The sequence below is a fragment of the Maribacter sp. X9 genome (genome assembly GCF_048537565.1).
GTDB lineage: Bacteria > Bacteroidota > Bacteroidia > Flavobacteriales > Flavobacteriaceae > Maribacter.
The window spans coordinates 1,919,646-1,943,502 of record NZ_CP183215.1 but is presented as its reverse complement, the minus strand read 5'-3'; the positions used below and the strand labels follow the sequence as shown (position 1 = coordinate 1,943,502).

Annotated in this window: 19 protein-coding genes; 7 read left to right on the top strand and 12 right to left on the bottom strand. The window is 37.7% G+C overall.

All coding sequences use genetic code 11. The features are described from left to right. Positions 1–15 precede the first annotated feature (15 nt). The 8 genes from ACNR9Q_RS08165 to ACNR9Q_RS08130 all read right to left on the bottom strand — a co-directional run bounded on the left by ACNR9Q_RS08165 (position 16) and on the right by ACNR9Q_RS08130 (position 11,008). Entirely contained in the window at positions 16–2,439 is a 2,424-nt protein-coding gene (locus tag ACNR9Q_RS08165) for a TonB-dependent receptor domain-containing protein (RefSeq protein ID WP_419214112.1), read from the bottom strand. Between the two features lie 222 nt (positions 2,440–2,661). After that, entirely contained in the window at positions 2,662–3,603 is a 942-nt protein-coding gene (locus ACNR9Q_RS08160; RefSeq protein ID WP_419214111.1) for a phosphatase PAP2 family protein, read from the bottom strand. Positions 3,604–3,631: 28 nt separating this feature from the next. Next, on the bottom strand, positions 3,632–4,645 hold the full coding sequence (locus ACNR9Q_RS08155; protein ID WP_419214110.1) for an NAD-dependent epimerase/dehydratase family protein: 1,014 nt from the start codon (positions 4,643–4,645) through the stop codon (positions 3,632–3,634). Beyond that, the gene (locus ACNR9Q_RS08150) at positions 4,599–5,723 is read right to left on the bottom strand and encodes a GTP cyclohydrolase (RefSeq protein WP_419214109.1); all 1,125 of its coding nucleotides are present in this window, start codon (positions 5,721–5,723) and stop codon (positions 4,599–4,601) included. The genes ACNR9Q_RS08155 and ACNR9Q_RS08150 overlap by 47 nt, the downstream gene beginning before the upstream one ends. Next, positions 5,707–6,927, bottom strand: a complete 1,221-nt coding sequence (locus ACNR9Q_RS08145) for an aminotransferase class I/II-fold pyridoxal phosphate-dependent enzyme (protein WP_419214108.1) — start codon at positions 6,925–6,927, stop codon at positions 5,707–5,709. The genes ACNR9Q_RS08150 and ACNR9Q_RS08145 overlap by 17 nt, the downstream gene beginning before the upstream one ends. Before the next feature lie 92 nt (positions 6,928–7,019). After that, positions 7,020–9,527, bottom strand: a complete 2,508-nt coding sequence (locus ACNR9Q_RS08140; RefSeq protein ID WP_419214107.1) for a DUF5686 family protein — start codon at positions 9,525–9,527, stop codon at positions 7,020–7,022. After that, a complete protein-coding gene (locus ACNR9Q_RS08135; protein ID WP_419214106.1) occupies positions 9,502–9,939 on the bottom strand; it encodes a DUF2147 domain-containing protein in 438 nt (145 codons plus the stop codon). The genes ACNR9Q_RS08140 and ACNR9Q_RS08135 overlap by 26 nt, the downstream gene beginning before the upstream one ends. A 418-nt stretch (positions 9,940–10,357) precedes the next feature. Further along, positions 10,358–11,008 (bottom strand): transposase, encoded by a 651-nt coding sequence (locus ACNR9Q_RS08130; RefSeq protein WP_419214105.1) that lies wholly within the window; start codon positions 11,006–11,008, stop codon positions 10,358–10,360. A 326-nt stretch (positions 11,009–11,334) separates the two neighbouring features. Between ACNR9Q_RS08130 and ACNR9Q_RS08125 the strand changes: the two genes are divergently transcribed. The 6 genes from ACNR9Q_RS08125 (at position 11,335) to ACNR9Q_RS08100 (ending at position 14,710) form a co-directional block, all read left to right on the top strand. After that, the gene (locus ACNR9Q_RS08125; RefSeq protein WP_419214104.1) at positions 11,335–12,390 is read left to right on the top strand and encodes a sensor histidine kinase; all 1,056 of its coding nucleotides are present in this window, start codon (positions 11,335–11,337) and stop codon (positions 12,388–12,390) included. Next, positions 12,380–13,093, top strand: a complete 714-nt coding sequence (locus ACNR9Q_RS08120; protein ID WP_419214103.1) for a LytR/AlgR family response regulator transcription factor — start codon at positions 12,380–12,382, stop codon at positions 13,091–13,093. Before ACNR9Q_RS08125 ends, ACNR9Q_RS08120 begins: the two co-directional genes overlap by 11 nt. A gap of 464 nt (positions 13,094–13,557) precedes the next feature. Then, a complete protein-coding gene (locus ACNR9Q_RS08115; protein WP_419214102.1) occupies positions 13,558–13,695 on the top strand; it encodes a hypothetical protein in 138 nt (45 codons plus the stop codon). A gap of 57 nt (positions 13,696–13,752) precedes the next feature. After that, entirely contained in the window at positions 13,753–14,160 is a 408-nt protein-coding gene (locus ACNR9Q_RS08110; protein WP_419214101.1) for a phage integrase SAM-like domain-containing protein, read from the top strand. Beyond that, positions 14,157–14,324 (top strand): hypothetical protein, encoded by a 168-nt coding sequence (locus ACNR9Q_RS08105; protein WP_419214100.1) that lies wholly within the window; start codon positions 14,157–14,159, stop codon positions 14,322–14,324. The genes ACNR9Q_RS08110 and ACNR9Q_RS08105 overlap by 4 nt, the downstream gene beginning before the upstream one ends. Before the next feature lie 233 nt (positions 14,325–14,557). Further along, positions 14,558–14,710 (top strand): hypothetical protein, encoded by a 153-nt coding sequence (locus ACNR9Q_RS08100; protein ID WP_419214099.1) that lies wholly within the window; start codon positions 14,558–14,560, stop codon positions 14,708–14,710. A 300-nt stretch (positions 14,711–15,010) separates the two neighbouring features. Here the strand turns inward: ACNR9Q_RS08100 and ACNR9Q_RS08095 are convergent, their stop codons facing one another. Next, positions 15,011–17,152, bottom strand: a complete 2,142-nt coding sequence (locus ACNR9Q_RS08095; RefSeq protein WP_419214098.1) for a catalase — start codon at positions 17,150–17,152, stop codon at positions 15,011–15,013. 457 nt (positions 17,153–17,609) lie between these two features. Here ACNR9Q_RS08095 and ACNR9Q_RS08090 point away from each other — a divergent pair, with 457 nt between their 5' ends. Continuing rightward, entirely contained in the window at positions 17,610–17,954 is a 345-nt protein-coding gene (locus tag ACNR9Q_RS08090) for a hypothetical protein (protein ID WP_419214097.1), read from the top strand. Positions 17,955–17,958: 4 nt separating this feature from the next. Here ACNR9Q_RS08090 and ACNR9Q_RS08085 read toward each other — a convergent pair whose 3' ends face one another. The 3 genes from ACNR9Q_RS08085 to ACNR9Q_RS08075 all read right to left on the bottom strand — a co-directional run bounded on the left by ACNR9Q_RS08085 (position 17,959) and on the right by ACNR9Q_RS08075 (position 23,646). Beyond that, positions 17,959–18,732, bottom strand: a complete 774-nt coding sequence (locus ACNR9Q_RS08085; RefSeq protein WP_419214096.1) for a zinc-dependent peptidase — start codon at positions 18,730–18,732, stop codon at positions 17,959–17,961. A 79-nt stretch (positions 18,733–18,811) separates the two neighbouring features. Continuing rightward, positions 18,812–20,749, bottom strand: coding sequence for an amylo-alpha-1,6-glucosidase (locus ACNR9Q_RS08080; protein ID WP_419214095.1), 1,938 nt, complete (start codon positions 20,747–20,749; stop codon positions 18,812–18,814). A 662-nt stretch (positions 20,750–21,411) separates the two neighbouring features. Beyond that, positions 21,412–23,646 carry a DUF7133 domain-containing protein gene (locus ACNR9Q_RS08075; protein ID WP_419214094.1) on the bottom strand — a complete coding sequence of 745 codons (2,235 nt, stop codon included), beginning with the start codon at positions 23,644–23,646 and terminating at the stop codon, positions 21,412–21,414. Between the last annotated feature and the right edge of the window lie 211 nt (positions 23,647–23,857).

Sequence of the window (23,857 nt, the reverse complement as noted above, 5' to 3'; positions counted from 1 at the left end):
AGGTACGTTCAAAAATTAATAATCATTGTCATAACTACCCATTTCACTATCTTCAACAGCGGCTTTTCCAAGTTTAATGCTTACGCCCAGATTTATTTGTCTTCCGCCCCAACAGTAGTTCTGATTTCTGTAAAGACTTGGTTGATCTACGATCGTGTTCCAGCGTCTGCTATTAAATAGGTCCCTTACAGATACGTTCAACGCGACCCTATTGGCAAATAGTTTCTTTTTTAGTCCTAAATTGGAATAAAAATTACTCCTTTGTGTTTGTAGCAATTGCTTTTCTTTAGAGGTGTAGTTCAAACTTATTTCAGCATCCAAATCAATGGGTATTTTAAAAGTGCCATTGAGTCCAGCCGACCATTGGTTACTATTGAAGTTGAAGACCTGATTTAAATAATTACCTGTTCTTTCATAGTAAAACCAATTAAATTCTGAGGTCATTTTAAACCAATCGGTCACACGGTAAGAACCATTAAATTCAATCCCTAAATCATTGCGTTTACCTATGTTCAGGGGTTTCATAACAGTTATTCCGTTAATCAATTGCTGGGTTTCTTCAACCGTATTGTTAGTGGTTCTAGCATATACAGAAGTGAATAAAGATCCTTTTTTTAGATTCTTTATTGCTCCAAACTCATAGGAATTACTGTACTCTGGTTTTAAAGCAGGATTCCCCTGAAACTGACTAAATTGATCGCTAATCGATTCAAACGGATTTAAACTAAACATATCTGGACGTGATATCCTGCGTGAGTAACTTAACTGCAGCGAAAGAGCGTCAGTTAAGTTATATGAAGTATGTAAACTGGGGAACAAATCAGTGTAGTTTTGTCTATTTATTTGATTGATATTCTCTAGTTTGGTTGAAATCCTTGTATTTTCCATACGTAACCCTGTTTTTATACCAAATTTTCCAAATTCCTGTCCATAGGTTGAGTAAACAGCCCAAAGGTTTTCATTAAATTTAAATACATTGGTAAAGCTGGTATTATTTTTCCAAGTTCCCGCTGACCAATCATCCACACTGTAGTCGTTTTTAAGTTTTCGGTTGCTAAACTTTGCGCCCAATTCCAATGTGCCTTCTTCTTCCTCATTTCCGAAAGGATATTTATAATCTACTTGGGCTGTGTTGGAGCCTTCATTAAACGCTGTATTGGAACGTTGTTGAATATTGGAGTCCCCAGTATTTATAAAACCTGATTTTTTGTCTTCGGTATAATTAAATCCGCTGTAACGTACTTCCAAAGTGTGTTCATCTTTTCCTCCAAGAGTCTTTTTATAGTTAGCGTTTAATTCATAATTGGGGCTTTTGTTATTGCCCGTTTCTGTTCGATTGGCTTGGGTTACATCATTATTACCTACTAAAGTTCTGTAATCATAACTATTTTTACTATCACCCTTGGAGGTGCCTATCGAGGTCGATATACTTAAAAAATCGGTTGACGATATATTATAGTCCATACCAAAATTTACGTTTAAATCTTTTCTCTTTTCCAAACCATTCCCATTTGAAAAACGACTTTCATTTGGTGATTGTGTTTTATCAACAGTTACGGATTTATCATAACTTTTCATAGTAGTATATTCACCATTGATGCCTCCCAAAAGATTAATTTTATTAGTCCTATAATTTAAATTCATCCCCAACCCATAACTTTCAGGTGTACCTGAAGTTGCTGTAAATGTACCATTAAGCCCTGATTTGCGTTCTTTTTTTAAGATGATGTTCAGAATACCTGCGGATCCAGCGGCATCATATTTTGCAGATGGATTAGTAATGACTTCAATACGTTCGATCATATCTGATGAAATACCGTTCAAAGCCGCTTTACCATTGCTTTTATTGGCGGATGCATTTCCGTTTATCAGTATTTTTACGTTACTGTTGCCACGCAAAGAAATGTCGCCCTTCATGCCTACACTTACCGAAGGCACATTTTCAAGAATATGCAGGCTACTGGCCCCGGAATTACTTAAATCTTTACTTACGTTGAATACGCGTTTATCAAGTTTGAAAGTGGTCTTGGAAACTTCCGCAGTAATAACTACCTCATCCAATTGGTTATCTTCCGGTAGCATTAAAACAGTGCCCAAATCTATTTTATCCTGTGAAAAATCCAGATTACCAATAGCTTGGGATTTATATCCTAAAAATTCTATTAAGAAATAGTAATCCTCCTTTTCTTTGTTAATAGTAAGGCTAAATTTCCCTTGTTCATCTGTAATAGTTCCTTTTAAAATAACACTTGTTTTTTTGTTGATTGCCGATATTGTAGCATATTCCAAGGGTTCATTGGTATTGAAATCCATTATGATGCCCCTGAATTGTCTTTCGTTAGATTCATAGCTATCGTTTTCAGTAACAACTTCTCGTGCATCCTCCTTTACAGGCCGTATCTGGGCCTCGATGGAATATGCACTTAGTAGAAAAAGCATCAAAGAGGGTATAATCCTCAATATTTTCATAATTAATTAAATTCCTTAAATAAACTAGGTTCAAAATTGGACAAGTACCTACACCTTTGAAAACTTTTTCAACCAATGGGTAATTTGTTTAAACGAACCGTTCAAAAATGGCAAATCAGGTTTTTTACCTGTTTTGTTTTGAAATTTGGAAGTTGATTGAATTAAATTCCTTAATGATAAGTCTTACCTTTCTCAAGTGCCATCATCAGGATATTTTGAAGGAATACCGTATAATATATGGGATAGGCACAGTACACAAGGGGCGGCAATTATGGCAGCAATAACATCGATTACGTAGTGTGCCTTAATATATACCGTTGACAAAATGAGAAAGACTGTAAAGGGCAGAGCCACTCGAAAAAAAACTGGCATTCTTTTACGGGATAACAACAGTATAACCAACGATATACCTACATGGGAACTTGGGAATGCCCCGGTAGGTTGTTCTGCGGCATGCTGTATAAAATGCATGATCTTGTCAAAAAAATATGCATCGGGCAAAATGTTGTCCGGAGCGGAAAAATAAAATTGTGGACCCGCGGAAGGAACCAACCCAAAGAAAAAATAAAAGAGATACAGCGAGGCACTCAACAGAAAAATACCCTTCAAGGCATACTCTTTTTTCCAGAAAAAGACATTGAGCGTGTACCCCAAAATCAATAAATAAAAAGAAAAATACCCCAAATACATCAGTTCACTTAAAATAGGTGATGAAAAATGGGCCGAAAATGCCACACTCGGCTGCATTCCGAATAAATAACCTTCCACATTTTCCAAAAAAGGGTCGATATTATCAAGGAAAGCATTATTGTAATGAACGGTTTCTGAATAAAAGTAACCGCTAAAAATTATAGGATAGGCATTTCTAAGTATTCCTAGCAACGTCCAATTTTTAAGGCTATTTAAATAAATAAAGCCCAAAATAGCAAGTAGGATGTAACCTCTTCTTAAAAGAAGGCTCTGTAGGCAAGAGGTTTGTTTCTCGGCGAACACCAATAGTATTGTCGTGACGATAAAAAAAACGAAAAAAAGTACATCCACTTTTTTCAAGGAACCTATGACATTTCTTTTTACGAAACTCTGGTGAGTCACCTCCTTTTTCTTATGTTTTTGACGCTGTAAAACATTCCTCATCGGGTTGGACATTGTTGTTGAAGCGAGCTCAATCAATAATTTCTTTTAATAAATGTGACGCTTTAAAACCTATTTCATCTTTCAGCTTTTGGGCCAAACACTTCCAGTTTAATGCAGTGACTTCACGAGCTTTATCCACACTATCCAACGCGTTTTCTATTTTGAGATAATGATTGAACAGCACCATGCCTTTTACCATAAAAAAAGGGACCCTTACCTTGAACTTGATTTTTACGCCTAAGGCATCGGCAATTGTTTGGTGAACCGATTGCAATGTATATTCAACACCATCTGAAACATTAAAAACTTGATTTTCGTTGGCTATACTGTCAACCATAAAAACACTTTTGGCGACATCGTTAGCATGTACAAATGATAATTTTTGATGAGGCTTGGCCGTATATACGGCCAAGCCCTTCTTTATCAGCTTGATCAAATACTTATAATCTGAGGTTCCCTTTCCATATACTGCTGTAGGACGAAGAATGATGTGATCCAATCCGGATTTTAAAACTTCCTTTTCTGCCCATAATTTACTTCGTCCATAATGGGAAATGGGTTTTTCCTCCTTGATTTCTGTCAAATCACCCAGGCTTTTTTCGTCACCAGGCCCCAAGGCGGCCAAACTGCTCATATAAATAAATTTACCTCTAAGTGCTTTTTTTTCCCGAAGGGCATGACAAAGGTTCTGGGTTAATTCCGTATTGTATTTGTAAAAATCCTCTTTGTTTGAACATGCTTTTACACCCGCGTTATGCACAACTGTATCAAACACTATATTGGATGGCAAAGATGATGCAATGGAAGATTGAGATGAAAAATTCATCGATATTTTTCGGAAGCTCAAGCCGTCTATACTTGGGGTGTGGCTTTGTTTACGAAGTGCAAGGAAAACTTCATAATCGTTCTCCAAAGCTTGTTCGACAATATACTTTCCAATAAAACCTGTAGCTCCGGTAATTAAAACCTTTTTCTTGCGTCCATCCATCTTCTCCTTAAATGTTTTTGATGTAACAGCGCCTTCTTTTATGCTGTTCTGCATTAAAATACTTCCACATGGATTGTACCCTATGGTTATCTTCCAACTCTATGTTGGTCTCCACCTTTTTTATACCGAAATCGATAGCAGACCGATAGATTTCATCAATAATTACCGCTGCCACTCCTTTGTCGAAATAATTTGTATCCACTGCGATCAGATACATATCCATCGTATCATTTTTATTTAAGGATCTGAGCATGTGGTACCACCCAAACGGCAATAATCGTCCCCTTGCCTTTTGTAAGGCTTTTGTGAAAGAGGGCATGGTTATCCCAATCCCGACTAGCTTGTTTTCTTTGTCCAAAACCAGTGAAACCAGTTCTTTTTTGACAAATCCTATATAGTTTTTACCATAATAATCAATCTGTTCTTTAGTAAGGTTTGTATAGCCATAGATGTCTTTGTAGCTATCGTTGATTAGATTGAACATATCTGGAACGTACCTCTTCAATTCTTTCTTTGACTTTGCCTTTAGCGGCTTTACACCATATCTTTTTTGGGCAAACCGGGAGATTTTTTGTATTTTTTCAGGTACATCGCTTTCAATTTCGAAACGGTACTCAATCCAGTCTACACTCTTTTTAAATCCCAGTTTTTCAATATGGTCAATATAATATTCGTGATTATAATTTGTAGCCATCGTCCCTTCCCTGTCAAAACCATAGATGAGCATCCCTTGCCTGTCAAGGTCTGTAAATCCCAAAGGCCCATGAACGGTTTTGACCCCTTTTCTTTTCAACCAGTTCAAAGCAGTATGCATTAGCACTTTTGATACCTCATGATCATTCTCAAAATCAAAAAATCCGAACCTCCCGATGCTTTCTGTGGATTTTTCCTGTTCGATAGGGTTGATAATAGCTGCGATTCTGCCCACCACCTTGTTGTTCCTATAAGCCAACCAATAGCTCGACTCACATATATCGTGAGCGGGATTTTTCCCTTTTGTGAGGGTGGATAGCTCATCGAACTCCAAAGGAAAAGCTACTTGTGGATTCGAACCATAGAGCTTGTTATAGAAATGTATAAAGGCCCTTAAATCCTTTTTGCCCCCGACGATCTTTTTAATCCGTATGGACATAACTACCGTTCAATTGTTTTGAAAAATGTTTGATGGCCCTTGCCACCTCGGTAATTGCAAACATTATTTGCTCCTTATCATGTGCCGATGTAAGCGAGAACCGTAAAAGGGAGTCACTATCCTTTACCGCAGGTGATACTACAGGGTTGACATAGACCCCATTGTCAAAAAGTCTTTTGGCCACCCTGAATGTTTTCTCGCTGTTTCTAATATAGATTGGGATTATGGGTGTTTCAGTTTTTCCTATATCCAATCCAAAAGCCCTCATCTTTTGAATGGCAAAATCTGTGTTTTCCCATAGTTTTTGGTTAAAACTCGAATCGGTTCTCATTATCCTTAATGCGGCCAACGCACTGGCGACCGAGGCCGGTGGTAGACTTGCACTGAACATAAAAGATCTGGAGGCATGACTCAAATATTCTATCATATCTGCATCTCCGGCGATGAACCCACCAACGGATGCGAGAGATTTGCTAAAGGTTCCCCCTATAAGATCAATTTCATTTGAAATTCCAAAATGCGAGGCCGTACCTGCGCCATTTTTACCGATTACGCCAATGGCATGGGCGCAATCTACCATGGTAATGGCGTTATACTTTCTTCCCGCTTCAACTATCCTATCCAATTGGGCAATATCCCCATCCATTGAAAAAATACCATCGGTTACGATTAGATTTTTTGAAAAATCATTTGAAAACAGTTCCAACTTTTTCAAAAGATCATCTGGATCGTTATGTTTGTACTTAACCCGTTTGGCATAGCTAAGCTGACAACCATCTATAATCGAGGCATGATTTAGTTCATCTATAAAAATGCAGTCATTTTTACCCGCCAACGCAGGTATAACGCCCAGATTGACCTGAAAACCGGTAGGAAAAACTATTACAGCTTCTTTTTCCAGGAAATTCTTGAGTTCATTCTCTAACTGTTTGTGGAGATTCAATGTTCCATTCATGAAACGGCTACCTGTGCAGGAAGTCCCATATTTTGTAATGGCGTCTTGCGCGGCCTTTTTTATGTCAGGATGATTATTGAGCCCCAAGTAATTGTTGGACCCGAACATCAACACCTTTTTATTTCCAAAAAAAGCAACATCTGTTTGTGGAGAAGTCACTTCTTTAAAGAATGGGTATAATTCTGCGGATTTTAGAAAATGTGTTTTCTGTATAAGTTTACTCTCTGATATAAAATTGTATTTGTCCATTGATTCTGATCTTTACTGCCATCCGAATGGCATTATTTAAGTGCTTTGGTAACATTATCCAATTCTATTGTACGTACTCCTTGTATTCCACTTTAAAAACTTACCTCTATTCTAAATTTCAGTCCTCCCTTTACGGAAACATTGTCAAGGATGGTTCCGGAGTTTAGCCTAGTAACATACTCGACACGTAGTATTTTGAATATATTACTGATTCCGACCCCAAATTCCATATAGGGTTCTTTTGGAAGTTCAATGAGGCCTTTCGGCAACTGAAAAAATTGACCATGCTCGCTTCTCAGCTTTCCGTAAAAAGCTTTAAAAGACATTGATTCTCTTATGTTGAGACTGGACAATAAGGGTACTTTGTTAAACAGAAACCCACCGCCATTAAAACTCAAATGCAGGTTTGCATACGTATCGGAGGAGAAAGAAATGGGATTGAGCAAATTGTAGTTGTACCGCGCCAATCCGATATTTTGGTTTCCACTGGGGTTGTTTAATAAAGGGTATGGCGCTTCTCCAAAAATGTAGCCCCCTTCAAAAAATGCCCTTACAAATGTAGAACCCAACAAGAATTTCTTTTTTACGGAAGCATTTACCCGTCCATAATATTTGGCATACCCTTTATCGTCTCCGCCAGTAATTTTATTGTTCCCTACTTCGGTGGTTAAATGGTAAACTGGCTTGGTAGTTCCATAATATATCCTAGAGAAAAATTGTTGGTCGAAGTTTCTGGCCTTGGAATATCTTAAATCTGCCAATAAACCAATTGTTCTGAAACCATCGGTATTGGTACCGTTGTGAACAAGCCGGTTAAATTCATTTTCTTTATAAGTATCATAAAAAGCTCGTATGAGATATCGAGTGTTCTCCGTGGCTTCATGGTAAATACTAAGGTCAAAGTGTTTTTGCTTAAGAAGGTTGTAATCCAATCTGTTTGTACTTCCAAAAACTGAAAGTATATTTCCACCTCCTCTTGAATACGGGTTTTCTTTTATAAACTCAATGTACCTGTTTTGGGCAATTGTTCCAAAATCATCAAAGTGCTCAAAGGAGAAAACTGTCCTCTTTGGGAACGGTAGAAGATATTTGGCCTGAAATCCATATTTGAATTTTTTATCTTTGGTTCCATAACCCAAATAACCTCCTGCGGTAAAGTTCTTGGCCAATTTTTCACTGGTTCTCAAAGGAGCCGTAAAACGGGACCCTTCTATTCCATTTCTGTAATAGAAGTCAAAATAGGGGCCCAAATCAAATTTGTTAAGGTTGTAGTATCCGTTGAGGGTCATTGCTCCGAAACGGTCCACAAACTTGATAAATCCATTTTGTCTTAGCTGCCTTATGCCCTTAACGGTATTTACCTGAATGGAATCCAAGGAGGTTTCCTGGCTTAAATCCCCAAATGCAGCATTTTCCCATGTGCTATTTTGGGTACTAATTGCTAAAGAGTCATCGGTGAAGCGACCCACTATAAAGTCGCTAAAACTTTGATTTTTTTGAACTGAGAAATGTCTCTTTTTATTTTTTGACTCTACAAACGAAAAATCAGTGTTCGTTTTTTGTGAAGCCACAAACCACTTGTCAACTTCAATTTTTTTATACGTTACTTCAAAATCTAGCTTTTTGATAAAATTGATATTTGACTCAATAGGTAGGGAAGCCTCAATTTTAGTCAATGCATAAGTTTCTGCATCGACCCAAAAGCTTCCATCAAAGGCAACACTTTTTTCATTTTTGGGATAGTACATAAAATGGTACTGCTTGGCCCCGTTGACTATGGAACTGTCCGCCAAGAACAGTTTATAGTGTGATTTATAGCTTGATGCAATAGGACTTTGAAAGCTCCTTCCCAATAAATCGATATTCTCTTCATAAAAGTTGACGTTTTGTGCGATTTTTTTGTTGATGGAAGTTTTGATCAGGCTATTCAACTGATTGAGGGTACCCTCTTGCTTGACGCTAGTGGTTTTGCTACTGTTCATGTTTTTGTCTCTATCTAACTGATGCTTAATAATCTCCTTGGTCAGTAAAATGGGCATCATTACCGTTGAATCGCTATCGGTGATAAAAGCTCCCTTATCTTTTCTGAACCGTTTCTTCTCTGTAATCCCATTTTCAATATTTGAGAGGTAAACGGACAATAGGGTAGTTTCTGTAAACTGAACTTTTTTAACCCTATCGGGGTCGTTCTTGTTTTTGCTTTCGATGATTTTCCCCATCAGATAATCGGTGTACGGTAAAGCCTTATTGCTTAGTACAACCTCATTCAACTGCTCGGCTTCTCTTTCCATATAAACAATTGCATCTTTTTTATAATCATTTAAAGCCATAGTTTCGGTTGCATATCCGATGAAACTGAACACAAGCGAATCTTTTTCCCCTCGTACCATATCATACTCAATCCCAAATTTTCCATCGATATCGGTAATCCCCCCAACCGTGGTTCCTTTAATATGAATGTTCACGAACGGTATCGTAGTATTGTCGTTTATGTCAACCACGGTACCCGTAATGTTTTGGGAAAAAAGCTTATTGGAAGAAAGAGAAAGAACAGCTAAGATTATCATGGTGCCATTAACTGTTAGGTTCATCTTTTTCATTAAGCTCTATTTTTTTAAACAATATGTCATCCCACAAAAAAACCCAATAACCAATTGCCTTGATAGTATCGCTACTCTGCAATTTCACTACGCCCCTGTATGTCCTATCGGTCAAAGGATCATAGATTTTTCCCCTATTCCATGTTAAGTTTCCATCATATTTAAAATTGTACATTACCTTAATCCCCTTGGGAGGTTTTCCCTTTTCCCAAGTCCCATCATCCCTTTGAAAACCTACAAGGCGGCCCACTGGTTTGTTATCGGAATCCATTTGAACCCTAACTACCATATTGTCACCCTCATCACAAGATTTCCAATATCCAATTAAGTCCTCCTTTCGTTGGGCCTTAACGGATATTCCAATAGATAATAGAAGAATGGCAATCCCTGTTTTTGTTCTTAAAACATCCATTTTATTTTTCTGGTTTTTAAGGGCAAAGAACAATCACCGACCAAAGCCGGCCATTGCGTTCTTTCGCTATTTATTATTACACAATAGGCAACTTCGAGAATACCCTATTTTTAAAATTTATTTTTTTGAAAAACAGATTTGAACGACTCTTATGGTGTATTCATTTTTTCCTTTCGCCCAACCGATTTCATTCGGTCAAAAGAAAAGACAATAGAAGATTTTGAGGTTGCATCGAAAAGAAATTAGTTTTGTTTACAGCATATTACATAAGGAAATCATTTAAACTTTTTCAATTTTATCTTTTTCAGTTCGAACACGATCAAGGATAGATGGTTGACCCCTCCCAGCTTGCAATGCTCGTATCGAACCTGTTTAGAAGAGACCTGATGCTGTCCATCCACGCGTTGGTCCCTCCCACTTAATATCGTTCATCATAGGGATCTTGATCAAAGTATTCGTCCCTGTTCTCGATGCTTCCGTTGTGTTTGTTGAAACAGATGTCCGCATTGATTTCTTTGGGTACGCATGCTGTCCTGAAGCCCCTCGAATCAAATCCTATATCGGCGTTCACGAACAGTCCGTCCATTTTTATGTCCGCCATTTCGAGCGTGGCGGCGACCACCTCGAACCGTACCTCGATCTCGAAGAGGTCGTTGTGGTTCTCGGCCACGGGCTCCAACATGACCAAGGGGAGTTGGCGTTCGGTAAGGTAAAGTGCGTTGGTGGCCCTCCGTTTATTTCCGCCCTGGTAGTCCACGGCCTCGCCGCCGTGCATGTCCAGGGTATGGCTATCATCAAGGTCGACGCTGGAGAAGTCTGGGATGTCCCCGTAGCTGTGCAGAATGCCCGTCCAGCAGTCCAGAAATGTGTCATCAAGGCACCATTTGCGGTAATGGTGGTAGACCGATTGCCAGCTCAGCACCCTTTCGCCGAACAGCGAGGCGGGTGAAAGATATTCCCACTGTACGCCCGTCTTCATCTTGCAAATCGCCGCATTGATGATCTCGTACAGGGGTGCGGTCGGGGCAAAACCACGTTTCGGGAGCGGTATATACGGCACTATTTCCATCTCTATTGTATCTTTGTCGAGTACTTTATAAATGGGCTATGGGATTTATGTTTGGCGACACAAATGCCCGTAACCCTTTCGATTCAAAAAAAGTTTAAATCACTTCAATTTCATTTACATTAAATAAACTCGGGTCAAAATTGGACAAGTACCCACACCTTTGAAAACTTTTTCAACCAACTGGTCAATTGTTTAAACGAACCATTCAAAAATGACATATGAGGTTTTTTATCTGTTTTGTTTTGAAATTTGGAAGTTGATTTAATCTATAACCGGTTTCATTGAAAAAACAATGGGCCATCTAATAGAATAGTTATTTTTGAAGTATGGGAAATTGGTATCAACATATTGTGGGGTGGGTCATTTACACGTCGTTCATATATTTCCTTTTTAACTGGGTTTCGGATAGTTTATCGGCATTTATTCGAGTGTTTTCCATCATTTCGACCCAGGTGGTTGTCTTCTATTTAAACCTAAAGTGGATTTTACCTGTTTACTACCAAACCAAACGCTATTTGACCTATGCTGTAGTTAACCTGATGTTCATCATATCTGGAGCTATCCTCGGAGTATATTTGGAAGAAAGAACCCCAGTCTATCAGTCAGAACTTATTGAAGTACAACAGTATTATATTGAAAAGGGGGTGTTCGATAGCGAGTATGAAGATAATAGTCTTGAGATTTTTGATATAGAACAATTGTTCAGTCATGCTATGCCAATAGTCCTTATCATTTTTATCAGTTACTTCATGTACAATTTTCATATGCGTAAACAGGAAGAGGAAAAGCTATTGGCTATTATGACGGCCGAGAAGAATTTTCTCGTTCAGCAAATAAACCCGCATTTTCTATTTAACACGTTAAACAATATTTACTCACTAACCCATAAAACTTCGCCAAAAGGATCAAAGGCGGTTATGCAGCTTTCTAAAATTTTAGATTATTCATTATATGTGATGAAAGAGGGAAGGGTACGTTTAAAGGATGAAATCGGTTATATAAATAATTTTATAGCCCTGTTTAAGTTAAAGGACAGTACCATAACCAACATTACATTTGATTATTCCAGAGCGAATCCGAATCAGAAAATAGCACCGTTATTGTTGATACCGTTCGTTGAAAATGCATTTAAGCATGGTGATGTCGTAGATGTCAACAATGGATTTGTAACAATACAAATACAAACTGAAGATGACTCCCTTTTGTTTGACTGTATCAATTCTTATCAAAAGAAACAAAATGTGGACAAAACCGGAGGAATAGGTATTGCCAATGTAAGTAGGAGATTGGAGCTATTATACCCCGAACAGCATTGGCTTAAAATAGAGGAAGGTAAAAATGTATTTACTGTATCCTTAAAAATTAAGGCAAATGGCATATAAATGTATTATCGTAGATGATGAAGAACCAGCAAGGAAATTGTTGAAAGACTATAGTGAAAAAATAGATGGACTAGAAGTAATGGGAGTCTACAAATCTGCCTTGGACTGCCTAAATGTATTGGAAAAAGAGGAGATTAACATCTTATTTTTAGACATTAATATGCCCGACATTTCAGGAATTGATTTCTTAAAATCACTGTCTAAAAAACCAAAAGTGATATTGACTACTGCATACCGGGAATATGCTGTTGAAGGTTTTGAATTGGAAGTCACCGATTATATCGTTAAGCCAATTGAGTTTCACAGGTTTTTGAAGGGAGTGAACAAGGCAAAGAGAGAGCTTAATAAAACTACTTTGATCGGTTCAAAAAAAGAACCCATTCAAAAAGCCACTGAGAGCATTCAACTAAAATCAAATAAAAAAATATTCAATATTAATTATAGTGATATTGTCTATATTCAGTCCTATAATGAATACGTAATGTACTACACTACCTCTACAGGAAAGCTAATGGTATATGGTACAATGAAATCTGTTGAAGATTCCCTTCCGATTAACTTTTTTATAAGAATCCATAGGTCATATATTGTCAATATAGTAGCTATAAAATACTTGGAAGGAAATCAAATTGTATTGCATAGCGACCACAAATTACCTGTTGGGGAAAGTTATAAAAGTAATTTTTTATCGAAATGGAAATAATTTAAACCACTCCAAAAGTAAATTTCAATAACTGGTAACTTCAAGTAGAACGATTAATATAGGAAGTTCATTGAAAGAGAGAGAGAGAACATACTATATTTCTTCAAAGGGGCAATAAAGATGTAATTGCCCAAAAACAACTTGTTTAACCATTCGTGAATAAGAGGTTTGATATTTTTCAACAGCCAGTTTATCAGCCAAAAGCTTTAAATCCTCTATTAATTGGTTCGAGTTTTGTACCATATCGTCCACTGACGATTAAAATTAAAGGAACCAAAACCAAGCATTTTTTATTAAATGCTTGGTTTTGGTTTTTTATGGTTTCATTTGATTTGGAATGATTTGCTCTTAAATGGTAGCTATCCGGTAGCTCGAGCTACCCTTTAAGAAAAATGGGACTCCGCTATTTTGCTAAAATTGGATTTGACTTTCGTAAAAATCAAGTTTAATTTAAATCAAAGGTTATGCGAACCGTAAAAACATTTTCTATTCAATTCTGGGCCGATACTGCAAAGGCCAAAAACGGTGAGGTACTTCTCTATGCAAGGATCACTATGGAACAAAAAAGACTAAGCATCAGTCTAAAACGAAAGGTCACCTAGGAGCATTGGGGCAGCAAGTACAAAAGAGTGCTTGAAAACCCGGTATCGACAAAGTAAATGAACCACTACCTGAAGCTGGCAAAATCTCAATTGTACCAGAGCTATCAAGAGCTGAAAGGTACCGGTAAGCTGCTTACGGCCCAAATGGTAAAGGACTATTTCACGGGGGACGATAAGCGTACCAAGACCCTCTTGGAGTTAATCGAATACCATAGCAAGAAAATCGAGGACTATATCCGTAAATTTCTGAAATCCATCAAGCTCAAGAACATCCATCTTTCCAGGTTGAACTACAAGTTCATCTGTGATTTTGAAAGTTTCATGTACCGATCCTATCCAAAAGACCGTTTCCGTGCGATGGCCCATAATACCGCGATGAAACATATTCAAAGACTTCGGAAAATGATACGCTTGGCCTATTGTTTGGAATGGCTCGTTAAGGATCTGTTCGACGTTGGAAAATGACCTTTGAAAAGACGGACAGGGAGTTTCTTTCGGAAAATGAACTATCCAATTTGGCCAATTATGAATTTCCTATCGAGCGCTTGGAACGTATTCGGGACCTTTTTCCGTTCACTTGCTATACAGTAAGAAGTTATACGGGATTACTAAGAACCGATACAAAATAAAACAGTTTGTTCCTTAATTCCTGATAGAACCGTCTTACCCTTTAATCATAATATTTAGACTTGCAACAAAAAAAGGCAATTCGATAAGAGCCATGCCCTTGATTCTCGGACATCAATTTCGTTGATAAATTACTATCTCTTTTTATTCGAGAGGGTTAGTATATTATTTGATTAGTGCAATACCTGCCCTTGTTTAAATCTACATTAGTAGGTATAAATCAATATTTAGCATTATGAACAAGGAAAAAAATAAATTAAATACCACTAGGAAATCTAAGGAAAAAGCCCATAATCCTGATGATACAAACACCATCCATTCACAGAACGAAGAAATTAAAAATGGTGAGGTAGATACCGATAACGAAAAAAAGAAAGAGAAGAAGTAGTATTGAAGCTGCTTTGGCAGTTCACTATTTCCTCTTATTCATTGGAACGAGGTTATCGCTGCAACAATCCTATGGTAAAAAACCAAAAGAACCTTTCCCTATTCTGTTATAGTTGGCTAGTGATAGAATCGGTATAAAATAAACAAAGAACGCTTAAAAAACGTTCTTTGTTTATTCGTTTAAAGAAGACTTTCCTTAAAATAAAAGGTCAATATCTTGAAGAACTATAATCAAAAAATCTCTTCAGAATAAAATAAGGAATTACTAATCTACGTTCCTCCAAACCGTATTTCTTAGGCTTTAAGCAGGAATTTTATCGATTCCATCCAAACGCTCCCAATTTCTATGGTTCGCTATCGCCTTTATAAAGTCTTTAGGACTTTTATTTATGAAAATAGCTTTATCTTTTTTGAAGTCTGCTCCGTATGTTTTATCAAGTAATTGCTCGCCTTCATTGTCTACCGCTATTGCCTTGCAATGTTTCAACGCCTCGTTTATAAACTTCAGATATTTGGCAGTACTTATCAAGGTCTCTATGGACTTTTTCCCTCCGGGAATATAGACGGCATCGAACAGAACACTTTCAGTAGTCGAAATGGCCGCGTCGACTTTATGTTCCATGTCTGAATCACATGTTACGGTACCTCCATGGGGTGCGACCAATTTAACCATTGCTTTTTCCTTCTTTAGTTCTTCTGTCATTGCCTTATAATCCTTCATCGAAAAACCATCAGCTACGAGTACGGCGATTTGTCGCGTAGCTATAGTGCTGAATTTGGTGTTCGCTTGGCTTAGTGCCGGTGATTTATCCAAATAATTCTTGGCTTTGCCTGGTTGGTAATCACTGACATTTGCATCAGCACCGATGGCCTGATTGATGGGTTGATCAATACTTTTAGGAATATCCATACCTAAATTATTAGCGACTTTTTTGGCCAGGTCACCATCGATCTGCTTAATCATCCATAGCATCCGTTCAACGATATGTTCATGAGTACATTTCCCAAGTTCAAATGAATAGGCTTCCATTACATGCTGTTTTTCCCAAGTTTCAAGACTTCTATAAAAAAGAGCAGGCTGCGAAAAGAAATCTATAAAACTCTTACTTCTCGTACGGATTTTTGATGCATCGATACGCTCTTCAAAAGAATTGAAAGCCCCTTCTGAAATTTTTGCCATGTGCGGGCAACCGCCGCCCAAGGTGTTCGGAAAATAAGCCGTATTCCCTTTAGGAATATCCATTTGCATATGTCCGTCACGTTGATTGTTATGGCTATCACCAACAGGACGGTTAATTGGTATTTGGTGGAAATTCGGACTTCCCAAACGGGACAATTGGGTATCTCTATAAGAGAATAAACGTCCTTGAAGTAATGGATCGTTAGAAAAATCGATTCCTGGTACAATATTTCCTGGGAGAAAAGCTACTTGTTCCGTTTCTGCAAAAAAGTTCTCGGGATTTCTGTTCAAGGTCATTTTACCGACCAATGTCACCGGAACCATTTCTTCCGGTATGAGTTTGGTGGGGTCCAAAAGATCAAAATCATATTTATGCTCGTCTTTCTCTGCAACGATTTGAAAACCCAATTCCCATTCAGGAAACTGTCCAGCTTCAATGGCCTCCCAAAGATCGCGTCTGTGAAAATCTGAATCGGCACCATTTATTTTCACGGCCTCGTCCCAAGTTACAGAATGAACGCCCAAAACCGGTTTCCAATGAAACTTTACGAAATGAGACTCTCCTTTGTCATTTATAAGTCTATAGGTATGGATACCGAAACCTTCCATCATTCTTAAACTTCGGGGAATACCGCGATCACTCATGGCCCAAATATGGTTATGAAGCGTTTCGGGGGTCAGCGAAACAAAGTCGTAAAAAGTATCGTGTGCCGAGGCAGCTTGTGGAATCTCTCTATGTGGTTCGGGCTTTACCGAATGTATAAGATCGGGAAATTTCATGGCGTCTTGAATAAAGAAGATCGGCATATTGTTACCTACCAGATCCCAAGTACCTTCGTCGGTATAAAATTTTACGGCAAAACCACGTACATCCCTTGCCAAATCTGGGGAACCCTTCGATCCCGCTACGGTAGAAAACCGTACAAACACGGGTGTGGTTCTATCGGTATCATTAAATATACCCGCTTTGGTATATTTACCTTGGCTTTCATACAGTTCGAAAATACCATGGGCTCCGCTACCTCTCGCGTGTACGATCCGCTCAGGAATACGCTCATGGTCAAAACTGGTGATTTTTTCCCTTAACAAAAAGTCCTCTAAAAGCGTAGCTCCCCTTGGTCCGGCTTTTAGTGAATTGTTGGTGTCGTTAATTTTTAGACCTTGGCGAGTTCGCATTACTTTTCCATCTGCATCGCTCATATAATCCTGCAGTTGCTCAATTTTCTTGCTATCCTTCTCTGATTTTTTGGATGTACCACTCATAACACATTTTTTTTTATTGATTCAGAATAAATTTAGGTAGTAAGTATGGTAAAGTACGGCTCATAAAAATCATTGTTTAACGCTAATGTGAAGTCTTTTTTAGATGTCAACTGACAATAACTTTCCAAATTTCAGTATAGTTTCTATCCAAATGAGTTGGATACAGTTAAACTATAATTACAAAGTCAGTTTTCTTAACGTCAATACGATTTATAATTCAGTATAGAAGCAAAATGAAAAATTGATGCTGAAGCTATGAAATAGCACTAAACCTGGTTCACAAACATGAATTCAAGTTATGTTCTTAATTCAGAATCACATAAATACTATTTTATTCATTTACTTTCTTTTAGCATTTCAAAAAAATTATAAGAGTTAAATACATTTGATACTCAACTAGTGTTCAAAACAATTTTTAAATTCTATTTTTATAATTGAACCGAATAATGTTCGTGGAATGAAAAATGTTTTTTTGGTATTGACCTTAGGGCTACTTATAAATATAGTATGGAGTCAAGACAAAACCGAGAAAATTAATTTTATCATAGAAGGCACGTATGATGCAAAAACAGATAGAGGATATCGATTTATCAATCGGTTGGACAATACCCCCATTTTATTTGACCAAGTAAGACCCCGTTTACATATCAAGTCTAATTTAGAGGATGATTCTCTTATTGGTTCAATGTTCAAAATAACTTATGGAACAGAAGAATTTAAGCAAAACGGGCCTGAAGGCTTAAACAACGGCTTACCCTATAAAGAAAAGCTCATCATACTCAATATGAAACTAATAGAATAAAAATTCAAAGATTTTGCTTATACATCTCAACCATTAAATCATATAATTTCGGATGATTTTCCTGGAATTTTTTCGGTTGGTTAAAGAAATATTCACTGGCAACGCTCAGAAATTCTATTTCACTTGTTGCGCCGTATGGATTGATATCCGATTTATGGGATTTTATTTTTTCAATTTCACTATGCATCGCCTTTAACCAAGGGAGTACATATTGTTTCTGCATTAGACTTTCCGGTAAGCCATCGGTCGCTCCGTCTGCCTTGTCTATAAGATGAACAAACTCATGAATCCCTACATTAGAGGTAGAATTTTCATTTTCGAAACCCGAACGCAATGCCGGTAATGAAAGTATCATCAAACGGTTCATTTCTCCTGAACCTACCTTTCCCAAAATATTCCGATCCTCCCCCTCAGTCTGATTATCACTGTTGAAACGAGCCTTATACAGCAATACTTCGTTTATGTTTCGATATCTTAATCCGATAAATCCAAAGAGCGGTATTACTGCACTCGAGGCAACCAAAAGACGATCTTCATCGGTAATAGCTACATCAACCCCGGTTATCGCAACATGATCTAAGAAATAGACAATTTCTTTCTCGAACCTGTCTTTGTCCCTTTTTGATAGCTGTCTATAGAATTTGACTTTATCGGAAAGTAAGGTTCTCCATTCTATTTTAAAGACACTTGTACTCTCTGTCCGTCTAAACCAAACGAACCAAATGACAAGCATTAAGAAAAGTAATAATGGAAGTATCCCATAAAATGAGGTAAACATAAGAAAAAGTGTTTTTAGATCGCTAATATAGAAACTCCGACATTTTATTCGCGCCTGTAGTTAGCACATTTTTTAAGGACTAAAATTCATCTAATTCATAGAACTTATAATCGGTATACAATTTAATCAACGCAGCGACCGACCATGCTTGCTGAATACATCCCTTACCTTCGTACGGATTTTGTCCGTCGAAAATCTCTGATATACAATGCAAACCCTCTCGATTGTAAAAATGTTCTTTTAAATCGTTCAATGCCAATTTAACCTGTAAACGGTTTTTTTTGGTATTGCCATAAATCTTAAAGAAAGAATGGTAATAATGGTAAAGCAGAAATGGCCATACCGTTCCTTGATGGTAAGAATGATCGCGTTGCAGCTGGTCACCGGCATATACCGCTTCAAAATTTGGATTTTCGAGGTTCAAGGTTCGCAATCCATAAGGCGTATAAAGTTTCTCTTTGATAGCCTCGAAAATTTGTATTTGCATTTCTTTATCCAATACCGTAAAGGGAAGGCTGATCCAAAATATTTGGTTTGGGCGAAAGCTATTATCTACCGAAACATTGGGTATAATAACATCATAGAGCGTACCAACGGGATTAATAAAATACTTGGGGAAATTGTTTTCGAATTTTGTGATGATGTCCAAATATTTCCTACCAAAAGGAGATTTAAGCTTCTTACAGAAGAATTCGTAAATTTTGAGCGTATTGTACCATAATGCATTCACCTCAACGGGGCAGCCGATACGGGGAGTTATAACCTCACCATCGACAATAGCATCCATCCATGTGAGCTGTTCTCCTTCTTGACCACCATATAAAAAGCCTTCCTCTGTAACATGGATATTAAAACGGGTACCCTTGATATGCCAATCCACTATTTCACCGAGTGCCTTAAAGTTATTTTGTATAAAAGCTATATCATCGAATTTATTATAATAGTCATAAGTGGCTATAAAAAGCCATAAAGTCGCATCGATGTTGTTATATTGTATGGTAGAACCATTATCAGGGAAACGAACGGGCAACATACCTTGATTCAAACTTTTATAAAAAGTGGATAGAATGGATTTTGAAATCGCTTTTCTACCGGTAGCTATCGTTAGCCCTCGCATAGAGATCATGGTGTCCCTACCCCAATCTGTAAACCAATGATAACCGGCCATGATCGTTTCACTTTTAGTAGAGTACCTTTTAACTAAAAATTGTTCGCCCGAGTTAAGTAAATCGGTATAAAATTGAGATGAAAATTTTGATGCGCCAGAGGAAGCTCTTCGGCTTTGAGATCTCCATTCACTTTCAATATTTTTTTGTAGGCTGTCTTCTTCAGTAGAGAAAAGTATCGTAAGATGTTGCTTTGGTTCTAATTCTCTTGTTAAAAAACCGATACGATAGTAATCACAGACATATTTCAATCCACGTGCTTTCGATTTAGAGAGTTGAATGTTCTTGTACCAACTGCGAGCCTCCTTATATTCTCCCGCCGACCATTTTGTAAAAATAGGGTGTGAGCCACATCGTGGATAGATTTTTAGATGGTCCGCAGCGAATTGGGTATAAAAATCGAAAGAGGGATCTTCATAAAAGACACCATGGTAATCTGAATAATCATATAATGGATGTACTTCTAATGTCAAAGCAGTATCCCCTGTATTTGTATACGTTACAAAGGTCGTATTACTACCTTTAGCCATACAAATACTCTTTTTGAGTTGCCAATCGTCGGCGGCGTACTCCCAATTAAATAAGGGTTTTTGTGCAAAACTTTTGAGATATTCGGTTCCATTGGGATACACCGAATTGGGATATTGATTGGTGGACAAGTCAAAATATTGATTATTGAACCATACCCGTTCCTCTATTTTAGCGACCATTACCATGCGCTCGGTCGGTGGATCTAAAGAAGCTATCAGTAGTCCATGATAATGTCTTGTATTAGCTCCGCTGACCGTACTTGAGGCATAACCCCCGATACCGTTTGTAATCAACCACTCCCTGCTCCACCGTTCTTCCATGTGCCCTTTTTATTATATTCCTTACTAATGTCTTTTAAAAAACAGCCAAAGCCTGGGGGAGCTTCTCTAAAAGCTCCACCTAATTGAGTGCCATAAAGCTAGTTCTAAAATCTAATGGGTTGGTTAAAAATTTTATTGAAATCTCTCCCAAATAGCGTTGCGCTTAATTCAAGGGGAGGCTATAAATAATTCTTTTGTTCATAAAGCCCCCATTCTATGCAATTTATGATTTTTTATCGTGACAAACTTTTATAAAAGATGGGTAGTTTTTGGGTAGATTCTATTTGACACAGAATACTATTCGCAATCGGACAGTAATTACAAGCAATCAGGCGATTATGCACTACTCACCACAGAATCCTTAAAAAATACCTTGTTAGGGGGGCATCAATTATTTTCATGAAATGATTGTACCCTATCTGGATAAAACTGTATTGTTAACGACCCACGGAAATTCGTTAAAAGAGCTTTGATTCCAAAATTAGAAGATATTTCTAATAGCGAAATACCCAAAATCCCAATTCCGACAGGTACTCCATATTTGTATGAATTTAACGGAACATGAAAAGCTAAATTGAATAAAAATCCATCATTGTAATGCTTTTGTTCCGCTTACTTGCATTATAAATACGAAAGCAGTAAAAATAGAAGCGAAGCTTTAGCTATCTAGCGGTTAATTCTTTCAACTCATTCTCTGTAAACTCCTTACCCGATGAAGACTTCACGCTTCTCAACTCTTTTATACGTTCTGGAGTAAGCGTTTTTGGAACATCTGAAAAAGCATTGGTCACATAAGAGATAATAGCTGCGATATCTTTATCTGAAATAGCTTCATTTCTGATAAGACCCGGCATAGCTAAATTGATGTTGTATTCCTCATTGTTTACATGAATGGGGCCTTCGAGACCATGCAACATAATAAGGCCCAACCGTTCTGTATTCTTCACGTGTTCAGAATTCATTAAAGGAGGGGCGAGCCCATCTATACCTTGACCGTTGGCTCCATGGCAAGAAGCACAGATCTGAAAAAACATTTTCGCCCCCCTAGTTCTATTATCCTCACTAATCGATTTTCCAGAATAGATAGGGTTTGCTTTTTCATTTTTCATATCCGCAATACTCTTTGCCAATTTGTTAACGAACATGGTATGCTTAAGGGTATCCATAATCACTTTATTCTCATAAATTTTAGATTGTACGCCCTCCATACCACTAAGCAAAGCCTCATTGACCGTACTGTTGTTGCGGTGTCTTTCTAAAATTTCCATCATGAAAGGAGTGAATCGTTGTTCGTTTACATTTACCCAGCTCCCTAAGCTACTTCCTAGATATAGATCTAATTCAAGTTGATTTCTTGCTAAGATGGTATGGAAAACTTCAGCAGCTTTTTCTGTATTTTCTTCAGATATAAAAGATTTCGACAAAACAATGGCATGAGCAACAACGCTGGGATCATTGGTTTGCATAACTTCTACCAAAAAATCAAAACTAAGTGCATTCCACCCTTCGAGTACATAGAGGGCATGAATTTGGGACCACTTATTATTAGCATTAAGAGCCAAATCTTTAACTACTGGGGTCAGCTGTTTGAGTTTCTTAAAAACCAAGTAATGTTGTGCCCGGTCACGGATCCATCCATTATTATTCGATAATAGGTTCACTAGGTCAATTCCATCCAAGCTGTCGAAATCTTGAATTGGATCAATATCAACATCAGTTCGTTGTATCTTTAGAATCCTTCCAAAATCAACGATGGTGTCTAGATGTTTTTGTTTGGTTTTTTCCCTTAAATAAGGACTCAAATAGGCATGATGGCCAATCATACCCCTGTGCATATCTACTACATAAATACTGCCGTCAGGAGCATTTTTAAGGGAGACCGGGCGAAAACCTTCATCGGTTGAAGCCAAAAATTCTTTTTCTTCCCAAGCTTGTTTAGCTATCGTCGAATCACCCGTAAAGGTCAAGACGGTTCTCTTTATCAAATTACCTTCAGGTATGCAAATGAAAACATTTTCATCATGAGACCCTGTAAACGCACCTCCCCTATACACCAATGGACCGCAAGCAGCGGTTGCATTAACCAAGACACTATCTGCATTTAAAACGCCCTCGGCATAACCCCTATTCACGGCAGTTGCGTGTAACGGGTATACCCGTTGGTCGGTGGTCAACAATTTATCTACGCTTGCTCTTGGAGTAAAATATTTATTGTTGATTAGCGTATTAGGCAATACATAATCTCCTAACAGAATCCTTGAATTATCATTGTAGTATAACCTTCCGAAATTATCATGGGAAATACCCCACTGTCCCCTAAACGTTGTAGGTTCTTTATACCAAACCCCATTCTTTCTTCTATATCTAAAATTGGATTTTGCGTTGTAGATCCAATTGTCAATATTTAATAACAACCCATTAGGTTGGTGCTCTGGGTTTCCCTCTACCGCATAGGTCGAATCTACCAAAACACGGTTAGCAGGCTTATCGTCTTCAATTTCAACAAACCATAGGTAAGGCGGTTCTGCATACAGGAGTCCGCCATATACATGTGCCAAAGCCCTTGGCATGACCAAACTATCCAAAAATATCTTCGCATGATCGGCTACTCCGTCCTTATCCAAATCCTCTAAAATGCGTATACTTCCCGTAGGAGCTTCTTCCCCTGAGCCCTGTATATCGTTCATATAACCTGGCATTTGGGCGACCCAAACCCTACCTTTCGCATCGAAATCAATTGCAACAGGAGCTTTTAGCAGGGGTTCTGCGGCAACGATTTTTAGGTCAAAACCTTCTTCAAGTTTATAGGGATCTAACGAAATTTGGTTCTCGTAAGAAGTCTGGCAAGAAATCAAAAGACATCCAATAATAAATAGGGGAATTAATTTAGTAAGCATGAAATAAAATCAATTTAGCGTTAAAGATAAGAATGTACAATAGGAGTTTCTACCACAGAGAAAAGATAATTTCAATAAACCTGATACCAAATCGAAACCTTTTTAACCTAAAATATAAAGGTTTTATAAAAATGGAACCAATTGCACGATTTAAAGTGTTGGATTGGAAATAACTGATTCTTCAAGGTTAACTTTACCGAAACCAGAAAAA

Coding starts and splice junctions, on each gene's coding strand:
- ACNR9Q_RS08165 (WP_419214112.1), bottom strand. CDS start 2,439: ATGCTTTTTCTACTAAGTGCATATTCCATCGAGGCCCAGATACGGCCT.
- ACNR9Q_RS08160 (WP_419214111.1), bottom strand. CDS start 3,603: ATGAGGAATGTTTTACAGCGTCAAAAACATAAGAAAAAGGAGGTGACT.
- ACNR9Q_RS08155 (WP_419214110.1), bottom strand. CDS start 4,645: ATGCAGAACAGCATAAAAGAAGGCGCTGTTACATCAAAAACATTTAAG.
- ACNR9Q_RS08150 (WP_419214109.1), bottom strand. CDS start 5,723: ATGTCCATACGGATTAAAAAGATCGTCGGGGGCAAAAAGGATTTAAGG.
- ACNR9Q_RS08145 (WP_419214108.1), bottom strand. CDS start 6,927: ATGGACAAATACAATTTTATATCAGAGAGTAAACTTATACAGAAAACA.
- ACNR9Q_RS08140 (WP_419214107.1), bottom strand. CDS start 9,527: ATGAAAAAGATGAACCTAACAGTTAATGGCACCATGATAATCTTAGCT.
- ACNR9Q_RS08135 (WP_419214106.1), bottom strand. CDS start 9,939: ATGGATGTTTTAAGAACAAAAACAGGGATTGCCATTCTTCTATTATCT.
- ACNR9Q_RS08130 (WP_419214105.1), bottom strand. CDS start 11,008: ATGGAAATAGTGCCGTATATACCGCTCCCGAAACGTGGTTTTGCCCCG.
- ACNR9Q_RS08125 (WP_419214104.1), top strand. CDS start 11,335: ATGGGAAATTGGTATCAACATATTGTGGGGTGGGTCATTTACACGTCG.
- ACNR9Q_RS08120 (WP_419214103.1), top strand. CDS start 12,380: ATGGCATATAAATGTATTATCGTAGATGATGAAGAACCAGCAAGGAAA.
- ACNR9Q_RS08115 (WP_419214102.1), top strand. CDS start 13,558: ATGCGAACCGTAAAAACATTTTCTATTCAATTCTGGGCCGATACTGCA.
- ACNR9Q_RS08110 (WP_419214101.1), top strand. CDS start 13,753: ATGAACCACTACCTGAAGCTGGCAAAATCTCAATTGTACCAGAGCTAT.
- ACNR9Q_RS08105 (WP_419214100.1), top strand. CDS start 14,157: ATGACCTTTGAAAAGACGGACAGGGAGTTTCTTTCGGAAAATGAACTA.
- ACNR9Q_RS08100 (WP_419214099.1), top strand. CDS start 14,558: ATGAACAAGGAAAAAAATAAATTAAATACCACTAGGAAATCTAAGGAA.
- ACNR9Q_RS08095 (WP_419214098.1), bottom strand. CDS start 17,152: ATGAGTGGTACATCCAAAAAATCAGAGAAGGATAGCAAGAAAATTGAG.
- ACNR9Q_RS08090 (WP_419214097.1), top strand. CDS start 17,610: ATGAAAAATGTTTTTTTGGTATTGACCTTAGGGCTACTTATAAATATA.
- ACNR9Q_RS08085 (WP_419214096.1), bottom strand. CDS start 18,732: ATGTTTACCTCATTTTATGGGATACTTCCATTATTACTTTTCTTAATG.
- ACNR9Q_RS08080 (WP_419214095.1), bottom strand. CDS start 20,749: ATGGAAGAACGGTGGAGCAGGGAGTGGTTGATTACAAACGGTATCGGG.
- ACNR9Q_RS08075 (WP_419214094.1), bottom strand. CDS start 23,646: ATGCTTACTAAATTAATTCCCCTATTTATTATTGGATGTCTTTTGATT.